The 22789-nt window shown below is 66.7% G+C and carries 25 protein-coding genes and 1 tRNA gene; 15 read left to right on the top strand and 11 right to left on the bottom strand.

The genetic code is table 11. The features are described from left to right. Window positions 1-26: 26 nt before the first annotated feature. Both ACPVPU_RS03015 and ACPVPU_RS03010 read right to left on the bottom strand, forming a co-directional pair. Window positions 27-113: transfer RNA gene (locus ACPVPU_RS03015), tRNA-Leu, on the bottom strand. A 97-nt stretch (window positions 114-210) separates the two neighbouring features. Further along, window positions 211-1272: a DUF3667 domain-containing protein gene (locus ACPVPU_RS03010; protein WP_448659442.1), complete on the bottom strand. Its 1062-nt coding sequence runs from the start codon at window positions 1270-1272 to the stop codon at window positions 211-213. Window positions 1273-1332: 60 nt separating this feature from the next. On the opposite strand from ACPVPU_RS03010, the gene ACPVPU_RS03005 reads away from it, so the two are divergent. From ACPVPU_RS03005 to ACPVPU_RS02970, 8 genes are all read left to right on the top strand, one after another. Beyond that, on the top strand, window positions 1333-2616 hold the full coding sequence (locus ACPVPU_RS03005) for a glutamate-5-semialdehyde dehydrogenase (RefSeq protein ID WP_448659441.1): 1284 nt from the start codon (window positions 1333-1335) through the stop codon (window positions 2614-2616). 13 nt (window positions 2617-2629) lie between these two features. After that, complete coding sequence (locus ACPVPU_RS03000; protein WP_448660399.1) at window positions 2630-3256, top strand: nicotinate-nucleotide adenylyltransferase; 627 nt, start codon at window positions 2630-2632, stop codon at window positions 3254-3256. Between the two features lie 8 nt (window positions 3257-3264). After that, a complete protein-coding gene (gene rsfS, locus ACPVPU_RS02995; protein ID WP_448659440.1) occupies window positions 3265-3654 on the top strand; it encodes a ribosome silencing factor in 390 nt (129 codons plus the stop codon). Window positions 3655-3676: 22 nt separating this feature from the next. Next, on the top strand, window positions 3677-4099 hold the full coding sequence (locus ACPVPU_RS02990; RefSeq protein ID WP_448659439.1) for a 23S rRNA (pseudouridine(1915)-N(3))-methyltransferase RlmH: 423 nt from the start codon (window positions 3677-3679) through the stop codon (window positions 4097-4099). After that, on the top strand, window positions 4096-5268 hold the full coding sequence (locus ACPVPU_RS02985) for a murein hydrolase activator EnvC family protein (protein ID WP_448659438.1): 1173 nt from the start codon (window positions 4096-4098) through the stop codon (window positions 5266-5268). The genes ACPVPU_RS02990 and ACPVPU_RS02985 overlap by 4 nt, the downstream gene beginning before the upstream one ends. A 41-nt stretch (window positions 5269-5309) precedes the next feature. Then, window positions 5310-6104 carry a thymidylate synthase gene (locus ACPVPU_RS02980; protein WP_448659436.1) on the top strand — a complete coding sequence of 265 codons (795 nt, stop codon included), beginning with the start codon at window positions 5310-5312 and terminating at the stop codon, window positions 6102-6104. Then, a complete protein-coding gene (locus ACPVPU_RS02975; RefSeq protein ID WP_448659435.1) occupies window positions 6101-6577 on the top strand; it encodes a dihydrofolate reductase in 477 nt (158 codons plus the stop codon). Before ACPVPU_RS02980 ends, ACPVPU_RS02975 begins: the two co-directional genes overlap by 4 nt. 79 nt (window positions 6578-6656) lie before the next feature. Beyond that, window positions 6657-7829, top strand: coding sequence for a dipeptidase (locus ACPVPU_RS02970; protein WP_448659434.1), 1173 nt, complete (start codon window positions 6657-6659; stop codon window positions 7827-7829). 43 nt (window positions 7830-7872) lie between these two features. Here ACPVPU_RS02970 and dnaN read toward each other — a convergent pair whose 3' ends face one another. Both dnaN and ACPVPU_RS02960 read right to left on the bottom strand, forming a co-directional pair. Next, the gene (dnaN, locus tag ACPVPU_RS02965; protein WP_448659433.1) at window positions 7873-8985 is read right to left on the bottom strand and encodes a DNA polymerase III subunit beta; all 1113 of its coding nucleotides are present in this window, start codon (window positions 8983-8985) and stop codon (window positions 7873-7875) included. Window positions 8986-9159: 174 nt separating this feature from the next. Further along, entirely contained in the window at window positions 9160-9816 is a 657-nt protein-coding gene (locus ACPVPU_RS02960) for an outer membrane protein (protein WP_448659432.1), read from the bottom strand. Between the two features lie 141 nt (window positions 9817-9957). Between ACPVPU_RS02960 and ACPVPU_RS02955 the strand changes: the two genes are divergently transcribed. Genes ACPVPU_RS02955 through rlmN form a run of 3 tightly spaced genes read left to right on the top strand, consistent with a single transcriptional unit; the run spans window position 9958 to window position 12329 of the window. Then, a complete protein-coding gene (locus ACPVPU_RS02955; RefSeq protein ID WP_448659431.1) occupies window positions 9958-10596 on the top strand; it encodes a histidine phosphatase family protein in 639 nt (212 codons plus the stop codon). Continuing rightward, window positions 10593-11078: an invasion associated locus B family protein gene (locus ACPVPU_RS02950; protein WP_448659430.1), complete on the top strand. Its 486-nt coding sequence runs from the start codon at window positions 10593-10595 to the stop codon at window positions 11076-11078. Before ACPVPU_RS02955 ends, ACPVPU_RS02950 begins: the two co-directional genes overlap by 4 nt. Before the next feature lie 42 nt (window positions 11079-11120). Then, window positions 11121-12329 (top strand): 23S rRNA (adenine(2503)-C(2))-methyltransferase RlmN, encoded by a 1209-nt coding sequence (gene rlmN / locus ACPVPU_RS02945; RefSeq protein WP_448659429.1) that lies wholly within the window; start codon window positions 11121-11123, stop codon window positions 12327-12329. A 9-nt stretch (window positions 12330-12338) separates the two neighbouring features. On the opposite strand, the gene ACPVPU_RS02940 is transcribed toward rlmN, so the two are convergent. The 6 genes from ACPVPU_RS02940 to ACPVPU_RS02915 all read right to left on the bottom strand — a co-directional run bounded on the left by ACPVPU_RS02940 (window position 12339) and on the right by ACPVPU_RS02915 (window position 16793). Then, a complete protein-coding gene (locus tag ACPVPU_RS02940) occupies window positions 12339-13073 on the bottom strand; it encodes a tetratricopeptide repeat protein (protein WP_448659428.1) in 735 nt (244 codons plus the stop codon). Beyond that, window positions 13070-13783, bottom strand: coding sequence for an alpha/beta hydrolase (locus tag ACPVPU_RS02935; protein WP_448659427.1), 714 nt, complete (start codon window positions 13781-13783; stop codon window positions 13070-13072). The genes ACPVPU_RS02940 and ACPVPU_RS02935 overlap by 4 nt, the downstream gene beginning before the upstream one ends. A 48-nt stretch (window positions 13784-13831) precedes the next feature. Beyond that, on the bottom strand, window positions 13832-14695 hold the full coding sequence (locus ACPVPU_RS02930; protein ID WP_448659425.1) for an alpha/beta fold hydrolase: 864 nt from the start codon (window positions 14693-14695) through the stop codon (window positions 13832-13834). After that, window positions 14692-14901 carry a helix-turn-helix transcriptional regulator gene (locus tag ACPVPU_RS02925; protein ID WP_448659424.1) on the bottom strand — a complete coding sequence of 70 codons (210 nt, stop codon included), beginning with the start codon at window positions 14899-14901 and terminating at the stop codon, window positions 14692-14694. The genes ACPVPU_RS02930 and ACPVPU_RS02925 overlap by 4 nt, the downstream gene beginning before the upstream one ends. Further along, window positions 14898-15311, bottom strand: coding sequence for a hypothetical protein (locus ACPVPU_RS02920; RefSeq protein ID WP_448659423.1), 414 nt, complete (start codon window positions 15309-15311; stop codon window positions 14898-14900). Before ACPVPU_RS02920 ends, ACPVPU_RS02925 begins: the two co-directional genes overlap by 4 nt. Window positions 15312-15374: 63 nt before the next feature. Next, entirely contained in the window at window positions 15375-16793 is a 1419-nt protein-coding gene (locus ACPVPU_RS02915; RefSeq protein ID WP_448660398.1) for a UDP-N-acetylmuramate--L-alanine ligase, read from the bottom strand. A gap of 149 nt (window positions 16794-16942) precedes the next feature. Between ACPVPU_RS02915 and ACPVPU_RS02910 the strand changes: the two genes are divergently transcribed. Continuing rightward, window positions 16943-17761 (top strand): LD-carboxypeptidase, encoded by an 819-nt coding sequence (locus tag ACPVPU_RS02910; RefSeq protein ID WP_448659422.1) that lies wholly within the window; start codon window positions 16943-16945, stop codon window positions 17759-17761. A gap of 178 nt (window positions 17762-17939) precedes the next feature. Here ACPVPU_RS02910 and ACPVPU_RS02905 read toward each other — a convergent pair whose 3' ends face one another. After that, entirely contained in the window at window positions 17940-19178 is a 1239-nt protein-coding gene (locus ACPVPU_RS02905; RefSeq protein ID WP_448659421.1) for an MFS transporter, read from the bottom strand. Between the two features lie 148 nt (window positions 19179-19326). Between ACPVPU_RS02905 and ACPVPU_RS02900 the strand changes: the two genes are divergently transcribed. The 3 genes from ACPVPU_RS02900 (at window position 19327) to infC (ending at window position 22739) form a co-directional block, all read left to right on the top strand. Further along, window positions 19327-19938, top strand: coding sequence for a hypothetical protein (locus ACPVPU_RS02900; protein WP_448659420.1), 612 nt, complete (start codon window positions 19327-19329; stop codon window positions 19936-19938). 132 nt (window positions 19939-20070) lie between these two features. After that, entirely contained in the window at window positions 20071-22068 is a 1998-nt protein-coding gene (gene thrS / locus ACPVPU_RS02895; protein WP_448659419.1) for a threonine--tRNA ligase, read from the top strand. Window positions 22069-22202: 134 nt separating this feature from the next. Then, window positions 22203-22739: a translation initiation factor IF-3 gene (gene infC, locus ACPVPU_RS02890; RefSeq protein WP_448659418.1), complete on the top strand. Its 537-nt coding sequence runs from the start codon at window positions 22203-22205 to the stop codon at window positions 22737-22739. Window positions 22740-22789 lie beyond the last annotated feature (50 nt).

Below are 22789 nucleotides of genomic sequence, written 5' to 3'. Positions count from 1 at the left end.
GCGCTGCCGCCAGTGGCGGGAGCCTGTGGTGCGGCCGAGAAGACTCGAACTTCCACGTCCTTTCGGACACAACGACCTCAACGTTGCGCGTCTACCAGTTCCGCCACGGCCGCACGTGAAGGACCGGACGGAAATCCGGTCGCTGGCAGGCCGCGGCCAATAGCAAGGCGGGCGCGGGCTGGCAACGACTGAAATCGGCCCGCCAAGCCGCTAACCGATCAGGCCAAGCCCAATCACCAGCACCAGGAAAATCGTCAGGATGATGTTGATGAAAAGACACAACACGACCATGCGCCACACAGCGCTCAGCCGCCGGAGCCGATAGGCACCGCGCAACTGGCGATAGATGTGGAAGGGCGGCACCAGCGTCACGACCCAACCGACAATTGCCCAGGGCGCACCCAGCCCCATGGCGATCGTCACCGCGATGAACATCAGCGACATGAATGCCAGCGAATAGGTGACGAAGATCGCATGGTCATAGCCGTGCAGCCTGCGTTTCCAGGCAAACAATATCCATACGAACGGGATCGACAGCGGGATCAGCAACCAGCTGAACTTATAGCTGTTCGCCTGCAGCTTATAGAGCATCAGGCCGGGATCGGAGCGCGCCTTGGCGATGCCCTTGTCCAGTCGCTTCCAGCCCGTCCTCACCTCGCTGTTGCCATCATCGCTGCTGATGACGAATGCAGGATTCATCCCCTCCAGGATATTCTGCTGGACCTCCAGCTGCTTCACCTTTTGAACCTGGCCGGATCGCCCCGGCTGACCGTCCGGAATGGCGTCCAGCTTGGCCGTTTCGGCTTTCAGCTGGGTGCGGACCTTTGCAAGTTCCTGCTTCATCTCGGCCGAGGCCGCCGGGTCCATCTTCACATCTGTGGGCACCTGGATGCCCATGATCTGAAGCACGGCGAACATGGTGAAGATCGAAAACAGGAACATCGCCATGGGCGAGACGAAGCGCGCCCGCTCGCCGTCGATATAGCGCCGGGTCAACTCGCCGGGGCGCGCGATCAGCATGGGCAGCGTCGCCCACATCTTGCCCTCGAAATGCAGGACGCCGTGCAGCAGATCGTGCCAGATCGCGCCGATCGTGCGGTGGACATGCCCCGCCTGACCGCAGCGATGGCAATGCGATCCGATCAGCCGGGTGCCGCAGTTCAGGCACAGCCCGCCCGCATCGCCATGCCCCTCGCCCGCCCGCGGCTCGACCGCGCGACCCATCAGCGCCCCCGTGGCGAATTCGCCCGCTGCCTCGATTCCCCCGCTCATATGCTCAAGGGCTATCAATTTTCGCGCTGCAATGCGAGAGAGGGCGCCGGAGAAAGACCGATGACCGCACCCGCAGAACTCGCCCGCCCCGCCGCCGATCCCAAGGCGCTGATCGACACGATGGCCCGTGCGGCCCGCGCCGCTTCCGCAACGCTTGCGGCGATGCCGACCGCTGCCAAGGCCGCCGCGCTGACCGCCGCTGCCGCCGCGATCCGCACGCATGCCCCGGCGATCCTGGCGGCGAACGCCCGGGACATGGAGCGCGCGGCCACCAACGGCCTGTCGCCCGCCATGCTCGACCGGCTGAAGCTCGACGAGAAGCGGGTCGAGGGCATGGCCGCCGGGGTGGAGGCCGTTGCCGCGCTCGCCGATCCGGTCGGGCAGGTGATCGATCAGTCCACCCGGCCCAACGGCATGGTGCTGAAGCGGGTGCGCGTGCCGATCGGCGTCATCGGCATCATCTATGAAAGCCGCCCCAATGTGACAGCGGATGCGGGCGCATTGTGCGTGATGGCGGGCAATGCCGCGATCCTGCGCGGCGGATCGGAAGCGATCGAGAGCAACACCGCGATTCATGCTGCGCTGATCGAGGGGCTGGCAGCGGCGGGCGCGCCGGTCGATGCGATCCAGCTGGTCCCCACCACCGACCGGGCGGCGGTCGGCGCGATGCTGGGCGCGGACGGCCTCATTGACCTGATCGTGCCGCGCGGCGGCAAGTCGCTGGTCGCGCGGGTTCAGGCAGAGGCGCGGGTGCCGGTGCTCGCCCATCTGGACGGCATCTGTCACACCTATATCGACGCGTCGGCCGATCCAGACATGGCACTGGCCATCGCGGTCAATGCCAAGATGCGCCGCACGGGCATCTGCGGCGCGATGGAGACGCTGTTGATCGACCGCGCCTTTGCCGATCCGGCGCCGGTGCTGGCGGCGCTGGTCGAGGCGGGATGCGAGCTGCGTGGGGACGAGGCGGTGCGCGCCATCGAACCGCGCGCCGAACCTGCCGCGGCAAACGACTGGGACACCGAATATCTGGAGCCGATCCTGTCGGTGGCGCTGGTGGACGGCGTTGCGGGCGCAATGGCGCATATCGACCGGCATTCCAGCCGTCATACCGACGCGATCATCGCCGAGGATGCGAATGTGGCCGAGCGGTTCCTGAACGGCGTCGATTCGGCGATCGTCATGTGGAACGCCTCCACCCAGTTTGCCGATGGCGGCGAATTCGGGCTGGGGGCGGAAATCGGCATCTCGACCGGCCGCCTGCACGCGCGCGGGCCGGTCGCGCTGGAAGGGCTGACCACCTATAAATGGCAGGTGATCGGTACCGGCCAGGTGCGGCCATAGCAAAGCCACGTCCCTGAAACGCATCGGCATCTTGGGCGGGTCGTTCAACCCGGCCCATCGCGGGCATCGTCACATTTCGCTGGAAGCGCTGGCGGCGCTTGGCCTGGACGAGGTGTGGTGGCTGGTGTCGCCCGGCAACCCGTTGAAAGAAGGGCGGGGCGACATGGCGCCGCTCGACAAGCGGCTGGCATCGGCGCGGGCCATGGCGCGACTGGCCCCGATCCGGCCGTCCACGCTGGAGACGCGGCTCGGCACGCGCTACACCGTCGATACGCTCAAGCGGATCAACCGGATGTATCCGCGGCACCAGTTCATCTGGTTGATGGGTGCGGACAATCTGGCCCAGTTCCATCAGTGGCGGGGATGGCGGCGGATCGCGCGGGAGGTTCCGATTGCGGTTCTGACCCGTCCAGGTTATGATGACGATGCTCGCGCGGGCCCCGCGATGAGTTGGCTGCGGCGGTTCGTTCGCCCCGCACGTCATGCACGACAGTGGACGCAGTGGAGATTGCCAGCCCTGGTGCTGTTGCGCTTCCGCCCCGATCCGACTTCGGCGACCCGCATTCGCGCCGCCGATCCTGCCTGGCACCGGCGCCTGTCGTCGCCGCGCCGATCCGATCAACCGAAACCCAATCGCTAGGAGGTTCCTTGGCCACCAGACCCCACAAGCTGTCGCCGTCCAGTCCCGAAGAGGCCGAGGCGCTTCGCGACCTGATCCTTACGTCGCTCGACGACGATCAGGCGGAAGAAACCGTGTCGATCCCGCTGGCCGGCAAATCCAGCATCGCCGATTTCATGGTGATTGCATCCGGCCGGTCGACCCGTCAGGTGGCGTCGATGGCGACCAAGCTGGCCGAGAAGATCAAGGCACAGTTCGGCCGCAACGCGCGGGTCGAGGGCCTGGCCACTGCCGACTGGGTGCTGATCGATGCCGGCGACGTCGTCGTCCACCTGTTCCGGCCCGAAGTGCGCAGCTTCTATAACCTGGAACGCATGTGGTCGTTCGGCGACGGCCCCGCCGCATCCGGCGCAGCCTGAACGATCCGACCGCCGCGCCGCCATGTTGCTGCACATCGTCGCGCGGGGGCGCATCGGCCGCGGCGCAGAGGCGGAACTGGTCGACCGCTATCTGAAGCGGGTCGGCTGGCCGGTGCGGATCACCGAAATGCCCGATACCGGCGGCCGGACGCCGCCGGTCGATCCCGGCACCCGCATCGTGATGCTGGATGAAAAGGGCCGCGACATGAGCTCCGTCGAACTTGCCGGAACGCTGGGCCGATGGCGGGACGACGGCGTGCGCGAGGCGCGGTTCATGATCGGTGCCGCCGACGGATTCGACGATGACCAGCGGGCACAGGCGGATCTGCTGATCGCGTTCGGGCGGCTGACCTGGCCGCACATGATGGCGCGCGCGATGCTGGCGGAACAGCTGTGGCGATCGGTCAGCATCCTGTCCGGCCACCCCTATCACCGCGAGGGATGATGCGCGGCCGCCGCCTGATCCTGCCGCTGCTGGCGCTTGCCGCCCTGGGTGCCGCGCCATCGGCCGAGGTTGCCGAGCGGCGCGCTGCACTGGTGCGGGCGCGAGAGGCCAGCAATGCCGCCGCCGCCCGCGCGCGAACGGCAGAGGCCGAGGCGAAACAGGCGAGCGATGCGGCCCGCGCGGCGCAGCGGGACCAGGCGGCGCTGATCGCCCGCATCGCCGAAGCGGAGGCGGAACTGGAGACTGCACGGGCACGCGTGGCGCTGGCTGCGCGGTTGATCGGCGATCAGCGCGACCGGCTGGCCCGGCAACAGCGATCCATCGTCCGGCTGATCGCAGCGATTCAGTCGCTGGCCCGGCGGCCCGCCAGCCTCGCGTTGGCCCGGCCCGGCAGCACCGACGATATCGTCCATGTCCGGGCGGTACTGGGCACGCTGACCCCCTTGATCGCCCGGCGCACGGCCGACATCCGGCGCGAGATCGATCGGTCCCGCATGCTGCGGGTGGCGGCGGTCCAATCGGTCGCGGCGCTGGACCGTTCGCGCGCCACGCTGGAAACGCGGCGGATCGATCTGGCGCGGCAGGAGGCGGCCCAGCGGCTGCGCGCCCAGCAATTGGGCCGCGTCGCACTCAACGAAAGCGATCGGTCGATCGCGCTCGGCGAAACCGCCCGCGACCTGATCGACCAGCTTGCCGAAGGCGACAGGGCCCAGGCGGTGCTGGACGAATTGCTGGCCCTGCCCGATCCGCTGCCCCGCCCGCTGACGGAAACCGCCGTGGCGCCGGCCGAACCGGATGCCGCACCGCCGCCGTTCCGGCTGCCCGCGATGGGACGGATCGTGGCCGGTTTTGGCGCGATATCGGCTTCGGGCGTGCGGGGACGCGGGCCGGTAATGGCTGTGGCGCCGGGTACCGCGGTCCTGGCGCCGGCGCAGGGCAAGGTGGTCCATGCAGCGCGGTTCCGCAGCTATGGCGGCGTCGTCATCATCGACCATGGCGGCGGTTGGACCAGCCTGGTCTCCGGGCTGGACCTGGTCGGCGTACGGCCCGGGCAACAGGTGGCGGCCGGTCATCCGCTGGGCCGCATGGCGCTACAGGGCAGCACCGAACTGACCGTCGAACTGCGGCGGCGCGGGCGGCCGATGGACTGGCTGTCGCTGATCGACTGACGGGACTTGGCGCGCGTCCCCGCGCCCGCTACGCCGTCGTCATGCCTCCCTATCTCGATCTGATGCAGCGCGCCCTGGACCATGGTGTCGAACAGCGCGACCGGACCGGGGTCGGCACGCTGAGCGTGTTCGGCCATCAGATGCGGTTCGATCTGGCCGCCGGCTTTCCGGTGCTGACGACGAAGAAGCTGCATCTGCGGTCGATCATCATCGAACTCTTATGGTTCCTACGCGGGGACACCAATGTCCGCTGGTTGCAGGACCGGCGGGTCAGCATCTGGGACGAATGGGCCGACGACGCGGGCGATCTTGGCCCAGTCTATGGCAAGCAGTGGCGCCACTGGGAAACGCCCGACGGCCGGGTGATCGACCAGATCGCCGAACTGGTGCAGCAGATCCGTACCCAGCCCGCCAGCCGCCGCCAGATCGTGTCCGCCTGGAACCCCGGCGAGCTACACCGCATGGCTCTTGCCCCGTGTCACTGCCTGTTCCAGACGCACGTGGCAAACGGCAAATTGTCGCTGCTCCTCTATCAGCGGTCGGCCGACATCTTCCTCGGCGTGCCGTTCAACATCGCCAGCTATGCGCTGCTGACGCACATCCTGGCCCAGCAATGCGACCTGGAGGTCGGCGAGTTCATCTGGACCGGCGGCGATTGCCACGTGTATCTGAATCATCTGGATCAGGCGCGCGAACAGCTTGCCCGGACGCCCGGCCCCTTGCCCCGGCTGGAAATCCTGCGGCGGCCGGATGCCATTGACGGCTATGAATATGAGGATTTCGTGATCCACGATTATGTGGCCCAGCCGCATATCAAGGCACCGGTGGCGGTTTGATCGCGCTCTATCTTGCTCGCGCGACCAATGGCGTCATCGGGCGCGACGGCGATCTGCCCTGGCGTCTGCCCGCCGACCTGAAACGTTTCAAGGCGCTGACCATGGGCAAGCCGATGGTGATGGGCCGCAAGACGTTCGACAGTTTCCCCAGCCCGCTGCCCGGACGGCGCCACATCGTGCTGACCCGGGATTCGGGCTGGTCCGCTGCGGGGGCGGAGGTGGCGCATTCGGTCGATGAAGCGCTGGCGCTGGCGGGCGATGTCGCCGAGGTGGCGGTGATCGGCGGTGCGGAAGTGTTTGCGCTGTTCCTGCCAATCGCCGACCGGATCGAGCTGACCGAGGTTCATGCCGAGCCGGAGGGCGATGCGACCGTCCCCGACTTCGGTCCCGACTGGCGAGAAGCAGCGCGCGAGGATCATGGCACGGACGGCGACCGGCCGGGGTACAGCTTCGTCACGCTGGTTCGCCGCTGAGTCGCCCGGCGCGCGTTGCCGTTGGACCTTTGCGGCCGCCACGCTAGCATTCACCCCGAACAAGGGGCGGGAGGATGCGATGGTGCGCAAGATGCTGTTGGGCGCGCTGGCGCTGATCCTGATTGCTGCCGCCCTCTTTTTCGCGCTCGCCCCCGGCATGGCAGAGCGGGACATGAACCGGATCGTCGCCGGTCAGCGGCCCGCCATCACCCCCGCCGCCCGCGCGTTGCATCGGCGGCTGGCCGTCGCCGACCTGCACGGCGATACCTTGCTGTGGAAACGCAGCCTGATCGCACCCGCCGATCGCGGCCAGATCGACCTGCCCCGGCTGCGCGCGGGCAATGTCGCGCTGCAGGTGTTTTCCAGCGTGACCAAGACGCCGAAGAACCAGAATTACGCCGCAAATTCGGACGAGACGGACAATATCACGTTGCTCGCCATCGGCCAGTTGCAGCCGGTGCGCACTTGGGGCTCGCTGCTGGAACGGTCGCTGTTCCACGCCGATAAACTGCGCGCGGCGGAGGCAGGATCGGCGGGCACGCTGCGGGTGATCGACAGTCCGGCGGCGCTCGACCGATTGCTGGCAGACCGGCGGCGCGGCGTGAAGGTGACGGGCGCGCTGCTGTCGATCGAGGGGCTGCACAATCTGGAGGGGCGGCTGGACAATCTCGACCGGCTCCACGTCGCCGGGTTCCGGATGGCGGGCCTTGCCCATTTCTTCGACAATGAGGTCGCCGGGTCGATGCACGGCATCGCCAAGGGCGGGCTGACGCCGCTCGGGCGACAGGTGGTGCGGCGGATGGAGGCGCTGGGCATGATCGTCGACATCGCCCATGCCAGCCATCCCGCCGTCGCCGAGGTGCTGGCGATGGCGCGCCGTCCGGTGGTGTCTAGCCATGGCGGGGTCCAGGCGGTGTGCCGCGAGAACCGCAACCTGACCGATGCGGAAATCCGGGGGGTTGCCCGGACCGGCGGGGTCGTCGGCATCGGCTATTGGGACGGCGCGGTCTGTTCGGTGGACGTATCGGCAATCGTCCGGTCGATCCTGCATGTCCGCGATCTGGTCGGCATCGACCATGTCGGGCTGGGATCCGATTTCGACGGCGCTGTGACCACCGGGTTCGACACCAGCGAACTGGCGCTGATCACCCAGGGGCTGATGGACGCCGGGCTGACCGAGCGCGACATTGCCAAGGTGATGGGCGGCAACGTGCTTCGCGTGCTGCGCGCCGGGATGGCACCACTGGAATAACCACCTGCTCCCCGGCACGGGCCGGGAGCAGGCAGGGTGCCGATCAGACCCGCATCGGCATCAGGACATAGAGCGCGGCCGACCGGTCATTCTCCCGGATCAACGTCGGCGCACCGGCATCGGCCAGATGCACCTCGATCGCATCGCCCTCTACCTGGCCCAGAATGTCGAGCAGATATTTGGCGTTGAAGCCGATCTCGAAGCCCATGGCGGCATATTCGCCGGGCACTTCCTCGGCCGCGGTGCCATTTTCCGGGCTGGTGACCGACAACGTCACCTTGTCGCGGTCCAGCGCCAGCTTTACCGGCCGCGCCTTTTCGGTGGCGATGGTCGACACGCGGTCGACACCAGCCATCAGGCTCTTCGGGTCGATTTTCAGCAGCTTGTCGTTGGCGGTCGGGATGACGCGGCTGTAATCGGGGAAGGTGCCGTCGATCAGCTTGGACGTCAGGATCGCCTGGCCCAGATCGAAGCGGATCTTGGACGTGGACAGCGACACGCCGACCGATCCGTCGACCTCGTCCAGCAACTTGCGCAGTTCATTGACGCATTTGCGCGGCACGATCACGCCGGGCATTTCCTCCGCACCATCGGGACGCGGTACAGTGACGCGGGCAAGCCGGTGCCCATCGGTCGCCGCCGCCTTCAGCACCGGCTGCGCATCGTCGGTGACGTGAAGGAAGATGCCGTTCAGATAATAACGCGTTTCCTCGGTCGAGATCGCAAAGCGGGTCTTGTCGATGATCTGCTTGAGCGTGGCGACCGGCAGTTCGAACTGCGTCGGCAGCTCCCCTTCTGCAATCACCGGGAAATCGTCGCGCGGCAGCGTCTGCAGGCTGAACCGCGCCCGGCCCGCAACCACCGTCATGCGGCCGTCGGCGGCCGACAGCTGCACCTGGGCACCCTCGGGCAGCTTGCGGGCAATGTCGAACAACATATGGGCCGGCACGGTGATCGCGCCGGGCGTCTGGATCTCCGCCTTCAGCGTCTCGTCCACCTGCAGGTCCAGGTCGGTGGCCATCAGCCGGATCACGCCGTCGCCGGTCGCGTCGATCAGGACGTTCGACAGGATGGGGATGGTGTTGCGCCGTTCGACCACCGAATGGACATGGCTCAGCCCCTTCAGCAGCGTCGCGCGTTCGATCGTGGCCTTCATGTCCGTCCTATCCCCCGGGGCCGTCTGCCCTGCTTGATTACCGCGCCCGGACTGGACCGGATTCGGTTAACAGGTGGTAATAACCGACGCATCCTTAACGGCAAAAAGGGCCGGGGCAAGCGGCCCCGGCCCTTTCCGGTTCAATTGGCGGGGATCATGTTCCCCACCCCTGGATCAGAAGCGGATGCCGACGCCCGCCACCACCTGATGCCGGTCGGTATCGACGTCGAAATTGCCGATCGTGCCGCCATCTTCGTTAAACTCGAGCCGGGCATCGCCGTAGTTCGAATAGCGATATTCGACCTTGGCAAAGGTATTGCTGCCGATGGCCTGTTCGACACCGGCGCCCAGGCGATAGCCGTCCAGCTTGAAGTTCGTGCCAAGCTCGGTCGTGCCGTCGCTGGCCGTCACGTCCAGCCGGGCGTTGGTATAGCCGGCCTTGGCATAGACCAGGGTCGACGGCGTGGCGAGCACACCAGCACGCGCGCCCAGATACAGGTCGCGGCCAGTACGGACCGTGCCGTATCCGAAATAGTTCGGGTCATCGTTGTTGAAATCGACGCCTGCGGTCGAATCGCCGATTTCGGCCTCGGCACCGATCACCGCGCCGCCGATCTGGTAATCGAAGCCCAGTTCGGCGCTGTACTGGAAACCGTCGATTGACTGGTCATCGCCCTCGATATCGGAATCCACGGTGCTGCCTGAACGGATATTGTCATAACCGCCCAGCACCGCAATGCGGCCGCCGGTCCAGTTCGGCTGGACTTCCTGTGCCATGGCCGGGGTCGCGATCGTTGCGGCGCCAAGCGCGAGGAGGGTGAGAGTACGCATAACTGCTCCTTGTCAAAACGGCCCGCACCGTGGCCGGCGCGGGGACGGCTCTAAGCGCAGAACCGGGCTGTCCGTTGCATGAACGGAGCCTAAACACCGAAAAACGTTGCAATTCCGCCACAGGGCCTTGAAACGGGGACCATGGTGCACAGGCGACAGGGACGGGATTTCATCGCCCGGCACGGGGAAACGGTGTTCAATGCCGCCCGACGGCTGCAGGGAACGCATGTCCATACCCCGCTGACCCGGGCAGGATTTGTTCAGGCCAATGCGATGGGGGCGGCCTTGCGGGAACTGCTCGGCCCGTCGCCCGACATGACCCTCTGGTCGTCGCCCAGCGGCCGCGCGCTGCAGACAGTGGCGATCATCGCCGAACATCTGTCGCTGGACTGGCACCGGGTCCGGACCGACGAACGGCTGGTGGAAATCGATACCGGCAGCTGGGGCGGACGCAGCTATGCCGACATCGTCGCCGAACACGGCCCCATCGTCGATCCCCTGTCCGGGCTGCTGTCCCCGGCCCCGGACGGCGAAACCTATGACCGGATCGCCGCGCGCGTCGGCGGCTGGGCGGCGGAGACGGCGGAAGATCCGGGCGACCGGCTGGTGGTGATGCACGGCATTTCCAGCCGCGTGCTTCGCGGCGTGCTGACCGGACTGACCGAGGAACCGCGGTATCGCGCGCCAATCGCGCCCGGTCTGCCGCAGGGATCGATCGCCATGGTGCAGGGTATTCGAGAAACAATCGTCCTGCGCGGCACGGGAAGCGCCCCGGCATGAAGCTGGCCAAGCCCGCAGTCCTGGCTGCGCTGGCGGTGGCAGGGCCGCTGGCGGCGCGCGACGTCATTGGCGTGCACGGCGCCTGGGCTGCGTTTGCCGACACGATGCCGCGCCGCTGCTTTGCGACCGCTCGGCCGAACGGCGGGCGCGGCAATGCCTTTGCATCGGTGGCAAACTGGCCGGGCGAGCGCATCCGTCACCAGCTCTATATCCGGTTGAGCCGGACGCGAAGCGAGCGCGCGCCCGTGACGCTGGCCGTGGGCGAACGGCGCTTTACCCTGATCGCCGGACCGGCCGATGCCTGGTCCCCCGACGAATCGACGGACCGGGCCGTCGTTGCCGCCATGCGATCCGCCCGGTCGATGAGCGTGGAAAGCATCGCCGCCAATGGCCGCCCCTTTGCGGACAGCTATCCTCTGAACGGCGCTGCTGCGGCAATCGACGCTGCCCGTCTTGCCTGTGCGGTGCCTGCCACCCGCTGAGCGCCGCTGGTATTCGGCGCGCAAATCGCCTATGTGCGCGCGATGCTCGACAATGCGTCCATGGCCATGCCCATTCCCGGGCATATCGATCCTGTTCCGGTGCCCCGTACCGATGCAACGCGCGCGGACGGCCGGGTGGACCTGGTCGGCCTGTCGCGGGATGCGATCCGCGCCGCCCTTGAGACGGCAGGGCTTGAGCCGAAACAGGCCAAGCTGCGCGCCAAGCAGATCTGGCACTGGATCTATAATCGCGGCGCCACCCGGTTCGACCAGATGACGGACATCGCCAAGGCGCAGCATCCCTGGTTGGCCGAACGCTTCGTCATCGACCGGCCGCAAGTGGTCGAGGCACAAGTTTCGTCCGACGGCACGCGCAAATGGCTGCTGCGGTCGGACGATGGCCAGGATTACGAAATGGTGTTCATCCCCGATGCCGATCGGGGGACCTTGTGCGTGTCGAGCCAGGTCGGCTGCACACTGAACTGCCGATTCTGTCACACCGGGACCATGCGGCTGGTCCGCAACCTGACGGCGGGCGAGATCGTCGGGCAGGTGATGCTGGCCCGCGATGCGCTGGGCGAATGGCCGAGCCAGCCCGAGGGGCGGATGCTGACCAATATCGTGATGATGGGCATGGGCGAGCCGCTGTATAATTTCGATGCGGTGCGCGATGCGCTGCACATCGTCATGGACGGCGACGGCCTGGCCCTGTCAAAGCGGCGCATCACCCTGTCCACCAGCGGCGTCGTGCCGATGATGGCGCGGGCGGGCGAGGAAATCGGCGTCAATCTGGCCGTGTCGCTGCATGCGGTGACGAAGGAAGTGCGGGACGAGATCGTGCCGCTCAACCGCAAATACGGCATCGAGGAACTGCTTCAGGCGTGCGCCGACTATCCCGGCGCCAACAATGCCCGGCGGATCACGTTCGAATATGTGATGCTGAGGGACAAGAACGACAGCGACGAGGATGCGCGCGAGCTGGTTCGGCTGATCCGCAAGTACCAGCTGCCGGCCAAGGTGAACCTGATCCCGTTCAATCCCTGGCCGGGTGCGGCATATGAATGTTCCACGCCGGAGCGGATTCGCGCCTTTCAGGAAATCGTGTTCTCGGCAGGCATTTCGGCCCCGGCCCGCACCCCGCGCGGACGCGATATCGATGCGGCGTGCGGCCAGTTGAAAACCGCATCGGAAAAGCGGAGCCGCGCCGAACTGGATCGCCTGGCCGAGGAAAAGCAGGCGGCGCTGGGCTAGGTCGACGGGCTACTGCTCGAACTGCGCCAGCGCCTTGGCTGCGGCCTCGCCCGCCGGCTTGCCGCTGCCCAGCGTGACGGCGGCGGTCCATGCAGCTTTCGCCTTGTCCGCCTCGCCCACCACTGCCCAGATATTGCCTGCCTCCAGCTGCACCGATGCATCGTCCGGGGCCAGTTCGGTCGCCCTGCGGATATGCTGGGCGGCAAGCGGCAGATCGCCCAGTCGCCGGGCAAGCGTCGCCGACAGCAGCCAGGCAAGCGGATCGCGGTCCGCCAGCTTCAGCGCCTGATCCAGATCGCCGCGCGCACTTTCCGGCTCGCCCTGACCGACGCGGATGCGGGAACGGTCGAGATAGGCCTCGCCCAGCGCCTGTCCCGACAATTGCCCACCGGCAATCGCCGCATCGATGGCGGCACGGGCGCGCGGCAATTCGCCCGCCGCGGCCCAGGCATTGGCGGCCTGCGCCCAGTAATTGCCGGTACGCGGTTCCTGCGCCAGTTCGCCCGTCCGTGCCGCCCCCTCGAACGCGTCCGCAGCGGCACGGTAATTGCCGCGATTGGCATGGGCCATGCCCAGGCATTGCTGGGCCAGATACCCGCCACCGGCCAGCCGCCACTCCACCGCTTCCCTTTCGCCCGCATCCGGCTGGTCCGTCGCCAGGTCGAGGCAGGTTTCGTAGCGCGCCAGATCGGCGGCGGTCGGAACGGACTGAGCGGAGATCAGCAGCAACAGGGACAGGATCATTCGGGCGTGCTCACATCCTCTATCGCGCGACAGATCAGCGCGATGTCGCTGTCGCGGGACAGGCGATGGTCACCATCCTTGACCAGCCAGGTCTGCACATCGGCTGAACGGATCTGCCCGGCCAGATGTACGCCCCTTTCCCAAGGCACATCGGTATCGCGCTGGCCATGGACGATCCGCACCGGGCAATCGACCGGCACGGTGCCATGCGTCAGGCGGTTCGCCTCTCCGGAGGACCAGAAGCCGCGGGTGAACACCGTCGGCTGGGGGGAATAGGGCGATGCCCGCTCGATCCGCCCCTGTTGCAGCAGGGCCAGCTTTTCGTCCTGGGAAAAGCCCCAGTCGGTGAAGTCCGGCGCCGGTGCGATCAGCACCAGGCCCGCCACCCGGTCCGGCCGGTCGCGGGCCGCCAGCAACGCCAGCCATCCGCCCATCGACGATCCCACCAGCACCACCGGCCCCGACGCCACCTGATCCACGATCATCAGCGCGTCGTCGCGCCAGTCGGCCAGCGCATAATCCTCGAACGTGCCCTCGCTCGCCCCGCAGCCGCGATAATCGAAGCGGACGACCCCCTGCCCCCGGGCCATCGCCCATCGTTCGATCGCCACCGCCTTGGCCCCGCTCATGTCGCTGGCATAGCCGGGCAGGAAGACGATGGTCGGGCCGCTGCCCGGGCGGTGGAAAAAGGCGATGCGTGCGTCGGTCATCGGGGCGGGATGCGGGGTTGCGGGGCGCGGCGCAACCCCCCTGCCCGATCAGTCAGCCAGGAACGCCTGCACTTCGCGGGCAAAGACTTCGGGCTGATCCAGCATGATGAAATGCCAGCTGTCCGCCACCGGGACCAGCCGGGCGGACGATCCGGCATATTCCCGTTCCCACAAGGTCTTGGCCATCGGGCCGGCTCCCGTTGCATAGAGCACGGTGAACGGCGCGCGGATCGCACCCAATCGAGGCCGCATGTCGAGCAGCACATCCTCATAGGTTGCCTGGCCCACGACGCGGGGATCGGCCATCCGCGACCAGTTGGCCACCCGGATCCGGCCGGCAGGGCTATTGGACCAGATGCCACCGGGATCGCTCGTAACCTCTGTCGACGCGGTGGGGGACTGAGCGGCGCTCAAGGCGGCTCGAATCCGGTCTGCCTGTGGCTGCGCTGCCGCTGCATCCGGTGCCCCGAACAACGCGCCAAAGAACGGCAACGTGTCAACCGCCATGATGCGGCCGGGCAGTGCCGGGTGATCCGCCGCCAGCTTCATGGCAACCAGGCCGCCCAGCGAATGGCCGATGACCGCAGGCTTGGTCAGCTTCTCGCGCTCGGCATAGGTCGCGAGGTCGCTGACGATGCCGTCGATGATGCCGGGCTCCAGATTCTTGCCCGGATCGTCACCGGCAAAGCCGTTGACCTGAACCAGCAAAACGCGGTGCCGCTTGGCCAGTTCGGGAGCGATGCCGTCCCAAACTGCGCTGGGGCTGGCCATGCCGGGGATCAGGATGACGGGATCGCCCGACCCGATTGCGGTGATGGAGACATGATCCATCCGTTCGGACGTGGCGGGCTGTGCTGCGGCCATGGCGGGCAGCATTGCGGCAAGGGCAAAGGCGAACAGCCGGCGGATCATTGCGCATCCTCCTTGGACGGGTTGGAAAAGATGGTTTCGATGGGCAGGGCAAACAGGTCGGAAATCCGAAACGCCAGCGGCAGCGACGGATCGTAGCGGCCGGTTTCGATGGCGTTGACGCTCTGGCGCGACACCTCCAGCCGTTCGGCCAGATCCTGCTGGCTCCAGCCGCGTTCAGCGCGCAGCACGCGGAGACGATTTTTCATTCGCCCATCCCCATCCGTTCGCGGATCGACAGGATGCACTGCGTCAGGCCCCAGCCGGCACACCACAGGACAAAGGCCCAATAGGCGGGCAGGTGCGGCAGCAGGCCGCCTTCCTCCATGAAACCCCAGATGGTGGATACCGCCAGCAGCAGTCCCAGTCCGCCCAGCATGGCGGTGATCATCGACTGGCGAAGATATTCGTCGGTGGTTTCGACGATCAACCGGCCGAACACCCAGAGCAGCACCAGGATCGGCAGGGCAGGCAGGGCCGACAGCGCGATCAGCGCCACCCCGGTCGGTTGCCACGCCGCCATCGCCCAGTTGGCGGTCAGCAGGGCGGCGACATAGGCGGTCATCGTGGGAATGAACCGGCGCATATAGCGGCGCGTGGCCGGTGGCAGCTTGGACATCTGGAAACCTCCCTTTCCGTATCGACAAGGGAGCTTTACATGACTGGAAACCAGAAAGTCAAGTCAGCTTTCCATATTGGAAAGCCTGCTATCCAGTCGGCTGACCATTTCAGCAGCCAACAGGCTGAGCGTGTCGTCGCGCGCACCCATCACAACGATGCGGTCGCCGGGCCGGGCAAGTTCGACAAGGGCGGCGGCGGCATCGTCGCGCACGGGGATGTGGCGGGCATCGCGGCCGAATCCGGCGATATCGGCGGCGATGTCGGCGCTGGTCACTTCCCGCGCCACCGTGCCGCCCTGATAGACGGGATCGGGCAGCACCAGCACATCGTCCGTCGACAGCCGGTCGGCGAACATGGCGACCAGTTCGCGGCGCATCACCTTGAGCGGGCCATAGCCATGCGGCTGGAACAGGACGAGCAACCGGCCGGGAAAGGCGTGAAGCGTATCGAGCGTCGCGGCGATCTTTTCCGGATTATGCCCGAAATCGTCGATCACGGTGACGCCGCCTGCCTCCCCCACCCGGTCGAACCGGCGGCGCAGGCCGGTAAATCCCTCAACCGCAGCCATCGAATCGGCCAAGGGCAACCCGGCGGCGAGCGTTGCGCCCAATGCCGCCAGCGCGTTGGCGATGTTGTGCCGGCCCGGCACCGCCAGCGTCACGCGTCCCTCCGACCGACCCTCGGCCATCAGGTCGAATGCGATGGCAAAGGGCTGTTCGACGATGTTGCGAGCGGTCAGGTCCGCATCCCCGTCGACGGCGAATGTCAGCGTTGCGGCGGGGGCGCGAGCGGCCAGCAGCGCCGCCGCCTCCGCATCATCGGAATTGACCACCGCCGTTCCGGCCCCGGCGATGAAGTCCCCGAAGAGGACGCGCAGCTCCTCCATCGACTTGTGGTCGAGGCTGACATTGTTGAGCACCGCGATATCGGGGCGATAGAGCGCGATGGATCCGTCGCTTTCGTCGACTTCCGTGACGAACGGATCGCCCGAACCAACCATTGCGCTGGCAAAGGGGGTGTCGGGCGTGACGACATTCTTCATCACCGCGCCGTTCATCACCGTAGGGTCATGGCCATTGGCAGCCAGGATATGGGCGATCATGCCGGTGACGGTCGATTTTCCGCTGGTTCCCGCCACGCCGATGCGCAACCGGCTGTCGTTGAACAGCCGGCTGAGCAGGCCGGCGCGGGTCATCCGGGCACAGCCGAGTTCGGCCGCGCGCACCATGTCGGGCACGGTCGATTCCACCGCGGCGGAGGCGACGACGATCTGGTCCGGCGAGACGATCCCGCTGCCATCCTGGGGGTGGAGCGCGATGCCCAGCGCCCGGAGCGCGTCGAACTTGGCAGGCACGCGGCCGGCATCCAGCGCCCGGTCCGATCCCGCCACGGTTGCGCCGCGCCCGGCCAGGATCATGGCCAGCGGCATCATGCCGCTGCCGCCGATGCCGACCAGATAGTATGATTTGCCGTTGTCCATCATCGCGGGCTATCGGGGGAAAGGACGGGGGGCAAGGCTCCCCTTATTCCCCGCTCGCCCTGAGCTTGTCGAAGGGCTCCCCTTCCTTGCAAGAAAGGACAGGGCTTCGACAGGCTCAGCCCGAACGGTGGTTGCGAGGACTTAAGAAGATGCGGATCGGAGTTGTCGCACCGGCGCGAAAGGTCAGCGAGGAAGGCTCTCTGCGGATGCAGGCGTTCATGGCGCTCCATTATCCGGCGCATGAGCTGATCTATCACCCGCAATGCTTCCTGTCGGCGGGTCATTTCGCGGGCACCGACGCGCAGCGGGCGGCGGCGTTTCTGGAGGTGGCCAATGACCCGGGCATCGACGCGGTCTGGTTCGCGCGGGGCGGATACGGGTCGAACCGCATCCTGGACCGCGTGATCCCCAACCTGTCCGATGCGGCGCGGGCCAAGACCTATATGGGCTTTTCCGACATGGGGTTCGTGCTGGGCGCGCTCTATGCCCGGCGGATCGGACGGCCGGTGCATGCCAGCATGGCATCGAGCCTGGGCCGCAACGACACGGGCGAGGGCACGGGATGGGCGCTGGGCTGGCTGATCGACCGGGACCGGCGCGCACTGGAGCCGAGCTTGGCCGACGGACGCCCGGCGGCGGCATTCAACCTGGCCATCCTGACCGCGATGATCGGCACGCCGTGGCTGCCCGACCTGACCGACCATGTGCTGATGATCGAGGAGGTTGACGAACCGCTGTACCGGATCGACCGGATGCTGTTCCAGGTCGCGAACGCCACTCAGTTGAAGGGCATTGCAGGCATAAGGCTGGGCGCGGTGACGGCTGTGGTCGAGAATGACGTGCCGTTCGGCGAGAGCGTGGAGCAGATCGTAGAGCGGTGGTGCCGGACGATGGGCGTGCCGTTTCTGGGCCGGGCCGAGATCGGGCATGTCGAACTCAACCGGGTGGTGCCGTTCGGGGTGGCGTGATCGGTTGACGGTTTTGACGAAAAGACCCGGTTTGCGAAGCGAAGCGACAGGTACGCGACAGGCATGCGCCTGCGAAGCGTCACCGGCAATCCGAAGGCGGGAAGCGGGCTGGATCGGGTCGCGCATCGCTTCACCCAACCCGCCAATATCCTACATTGCCAGCCTTTTTTGCCGGGCGTCAGCAGCCCAGGGGTGCCGGGCGGGCAACGGGGGCAATTGCCTGACGCCGTTCGAGGAGCAGCGAGACGGCGAAGATCGCCAACCCGCCCAGCGCGAGCCCTGCCCCGACCCAGCCGGTCGAGGTCCAGCCATAGCCCGCCGCGATCGCCGCGCCGCCGAGCAGCGGGCCGAGGGCATTGGCGACGTTGAAGGCGCTGTGGTGAAGCGCGGCGGCCAGCGTCTGCGCATCGCCCGCCACGTCCATCAGCCGCGTCTGCAGCACGCTGCCCAGGCCGCCGCCCATGCCGATCAGGAACACCGACAGCGACAGGGTGACGATGTTGCCCGCCGCAAAGGGATAGAGCGCCAGCGTGACCGCGCTCCACAGCAGCAGGCCGATGGCGGTGGGCACCATCGCGCGGTCGGCCAGCCAGGCCGCGCCCAGATTGCCGATCATCATGCCGGTGCCGAAGATCGCCAGCACGACCGGTACCCAGCCGGCGGACACGCCCGTCACCTCGATCAGGGTGGAGGCGACATAGGTATAGACGGCGAACATGCCGCCAAAGCCGATCGCGCCGGTGCCGAGCGTCAGCCAAACCTGCGGCTTGCGCAGCGCGTTCAGTTCCTTGAGCGGGCTGGCCCCGGGCTGGGGCTTGTCGTGGGGCGCGAAGCGCCAGACCATCGCGGCGGTGATCAGCGCCAGTACTGCGACGATGCCGAAGCCCCAGCGCCAGCCCAGCCACTGGCCGAGCAGATTGGCGGCGGGCACGCCGATGATGGTGGCCACGGTCAGTCCCGACAGGACGAGCGCCACCGCCTGTGCCCGGCGATTGGGCGGCACCAGGCCCGCGGCGACCAGCGCGGCGACGCCGAAATAGGCGCCGTGCGGCAGGCCGCTGAGGAACCGGAAAACGAGCATCCAATGATAATCGGGGGCAAAGGCGGACAGGCCGTTGGCGAGCGCGAAAACCGCCATCAGCCCGATCAGCAGCGTGCGGCGCGCGACGCGGGCGGACAGCACGGCGATGATCGGTGCGCCGACCACGACGCCCAGCGCATAGGCGCTGATGACATGGCCGGCGGTCGGGGCGTCGATCCCCAACCCTTCGGCGAAATAGGGCAGCAGGCTCATCGCCGCGAATTCGGTGGTGCCGATCGCGAAACCGCCCATCGCCAACGCCAGCATGATCAGCGCCACCGGCGCGGTTCGGGCGGCGGGGGCCGGGGCAAGATCGGAACGGACGGTCGGGGTCATGGCCGAAACTCTGCTGCAATGCACAATCGCGGCAGATGGTAGCGCTCCCACGCCTTGGCAAGGCGGGATACGTATGCGTGGCGGCAAGCAGGCGTGCGCAATGACGAGAGTTTGCCAAACAATGGCCGGATGACCCACAAAGCGCTTCTTGCCCGTCGGGCGCATTCGGTCGTATCTGGAGCTTGCCTTCCGAACAAGGCGCGGAGCACCGACGATGGGTGGACTGTCCCCGCTGACAGCCAACGAAAAGACGTCGTTGGTATTGTTGGCATTATTCTGCCCGATCTATCTGATCGGCGATGCAATCCGCATCGAGATTGCAGGCGTCGGCATCAGCGCGGCGATGATTCTGTGGTACATATTCTGGGCGCTGGCCCTTTTCGGGGCGTTCTGCGGCGCGGTTGCGGCTCTGGTGCTGAAACCGGATCGCCACCCGTCACCGGTGCGGCAAATGGCCGGCCGGTTTTTGCCGATCGCCGCCTTGCTGCTGGCGATCATCCTTACGCTCACGCTGGGCGAGGTGATCGAGATGAACCGCAAGTTGGCGTTTGCGGCGGCACATGAGCAAGCCCTTTCTGGACCCGCGCCAAAGGCGGTTACCTATGTCGAGGGCATTCCCGATGGGGGCGTTGCCATCGTCCGGTCGCCCGGCCGGAATCCAGTCACGTTCGATCAGTCGCTGATGGTCGACCTGACCGGTGAGCGGATCAGGTCGTGCAACGCACTGGATGACCGCAACTGGTCCTGCCATTTCGACTGACCAGGGAGAAAGCGGCATAAGCAGGACGTTGCGCGCCCATCCCGGCCCCGTCCGATGGCCGCTTGCCACCCTGCCCCATGCGGGGGCATAAGCCGCGCGGCCCAATCCTGGGCGTTCGAGAAGGTTTTTCCCGTGTCCGAGATGTTCCGCATTACGCTGCCCGACGGTTCCGTCCGCGAGGTAGCCCCGGGGACTACCCCGGCGGACATCGCCGCCGCGATCGGGCCCGGCCTTGCCAAGGCGGCGATGGCGGCGCGCGTCGATGGCGAGGTGCGCGATATCATGCGCCCGTTCGAGGGCGATGCGAGCCTCGCGCTGATCACCGTGAAGGACGAGGCGGATGCGCTGGAGCTGGTGCGGCACGATTATGCGCATATCCTGGCCGAGGCGGTGCAGGCGCTGTATCCCGGCACCCAGATCACCTTCGGCCCGGCGACGGATGACGGCTTCTATTATGACGTGAAGGCGCCGCCTTCGCGCGAGCCGTTCGGCATGGACGATTTGCCCGCCATCGAGGAAAAGATGCGCGAGATCATCCGGGCGGACAAGCCGCTCCGCCGGGAGGTGTGGTCCCGCGAGGCGCTGATCGAGAAATGGTCTGCCGAGGGCGAGACGTTCAAGGCGGAATGGGCCGCGGAATTGCCGGAGGGCGAGGAACTGACCGTCTATTGGTCCGGCGGCGAGTGGCTCGATATGTGCCGGGGGCCGCATCTGGCCAGCACGGGCAAGGTGGCGGCGGATGCTTTCAAGCTGACCCGCGTTTCGGGCGCATATTGGCGCGGCGACCAGAAGAATGCGCAGCTGACGCGCATCTATGGCACCGGCTGGCTGAACAAGAAGCAGCTCGACGCGCACCTCACCAAGCTGGAGGAGGCGGCCAAGCGCGACCATCGGCGGCTGGGGCAGGAAATGGACCTGTTCCACCTGCAGCAGGAGGCGCATGGGTCGGTCTTCTGGCATCCCAAGGGCTATCTGATCTGGCGGGAGCTGGAGGCCTATATGCGCCGCGCGATCGACGCGGCCGGATACCGGGAGGTCAAGACGCCGCAGGTGATGGATGCCCGGCAGTGGGAACAGTCCGGCCATTGGGGCAAGTACCGCGAGAACATGTTCGTCATCCCCGACGAGGTGCCGAACGTCGATGACGAAGGGCCGATCGTCAGCAATGACGCGGACTGGATGGCGCTGAAGCCGATGAATTGCCCGGCGCATGTCCTGATCTTTCGCCAGGGGATCAAGAGCTACCGCGACCTGCCGCTGCGCCTGTACGAGAATGGCTGCTGCCACCGGAACGAACCGCATGGCGCGCTGCACGGGCTGATGCGGGTGCGCCAGTTCACGCAGGACGATGCGCATATCTTCTGCCGCGAGGACCAGATCGTCGCCGAGGTGCAGGCGTTCTGCGAACTCGCCGACCGGATCTACCGCGATTTCGGCTTTACCTATTCGATCAAGCTGGCGCTGCGGCCGGAGAAGCGGTTCGGCAGCGAGGAGATGTGGGACAAGGCGGAGGCGGAACTGCGCGATGCGGTGGTGCGCGCCGGCCTCGCCACCGAGCAATATGGCTGGGAGGAATTGCCCGGCGAAGGGGCATTCTATGCCCCCAAGCTGGAATGGCATCTGACCGACGCGATCGGGCGGACGTGGCAGGTGGGCACGATCCAGTCGGACCGCGTGCTGCCCGAACGGCTCGACGCCAGCTATGTGGCGGAGGACGGCGAGCGGCACCGGCCGGTGATGCTGCACCGGGCGATCTTTGGATCGTACGAGCGGTTCATCGGCATTCTGATCGAGCATTTCGCCGGCAAGCTGCCCGCATGGCTGGCGCCGGTACAGGCGGTGGTGGCGACGATCGTGTCCGATGCCGACGACTATGCCCGCGAAGTGACCGAGGCACTGAAGGGGGCGGGCATCCGCACCGATACCGACCTGCGCAACGAGAAGATCAACTACAAGGTGCGCGAACATTCGCTGGCCAAGGTTCCCAACCTGGTGGTGGTCGGCAAGCGCGAGGCCGAGGAGCGGACCGTGGCGCTGCGCGTGCTGGGCGGCGAGGGGCAGCGGGTGATGCCGCTCGACGATCTGGTCGCGTTGTTGAAGAGCGAGGCGACGCCGCCGGACCTGCGCTGATCCATCGACCTGCGGTGTTTGCCCGCGGTTTTTGATTGACGCGTGGCGGCGGTGCACTACCGCTCGCCGCCATTCGTCGCTATATTGGGGCGATAAGTCCGGAACTGAACAGGAGAATCTCTATACGTCCCCCGATGACCAGGCGCCCGCTCGCGCCCCAGATGCCGCTGAACGGCCCGCGGTATAACGAATTCATCCAGTCGCCCAAAGTGCGCGTGATCGACGAGAATGGCGAAAATCTCGGCGTTATGTACACGCGCGAGGCGATGGCTCAGGCCGCAGAGGTCGGGCTTGACCTGGTCGAGGTGTCCCCCAATGCGGACCCGCCGGTCGCCAAGTTCCTCGATGTCGGCAAGTTCAAGTACGAGGCCCAGAAAAAGGCCAATCTCGCCCGCAAGAGCCAGAAGACGCAGGAGATCAAGGAGATCAAGATGCGTCCGAACATCGACGATCATGATTATGATACGAAGATGAAATCGATCCACAAGTTCCTGGGCGAAGGCGACAAGGTCAAGGTGACGCTGCGCTTTCGCGGTCGCGAACTGAGCCACGGCCAGCTGGGCATGCGCCTGCTCCAGCGGGTGCAGGAAGATTGCGCCGAGGACGGCAAGGTCGAAGCCTATCCCCGGATGGAAGGGCGGCAGATGCTGATGGTGCTTGCCCCGAAATGACCGGAAGGCGGGATGCGCGGTTGCTTGACAACCGGCCATCCCCCGGCCCA

The sequence above is a fragment of the Sphingomonas paludis genome, assembly GCF_053502515.1.
The sequence above is the reverse complement of the archived record's forward strand: the minus strand, read 5'-3'. Positions and strand labels throughout refer to the sequence as shown.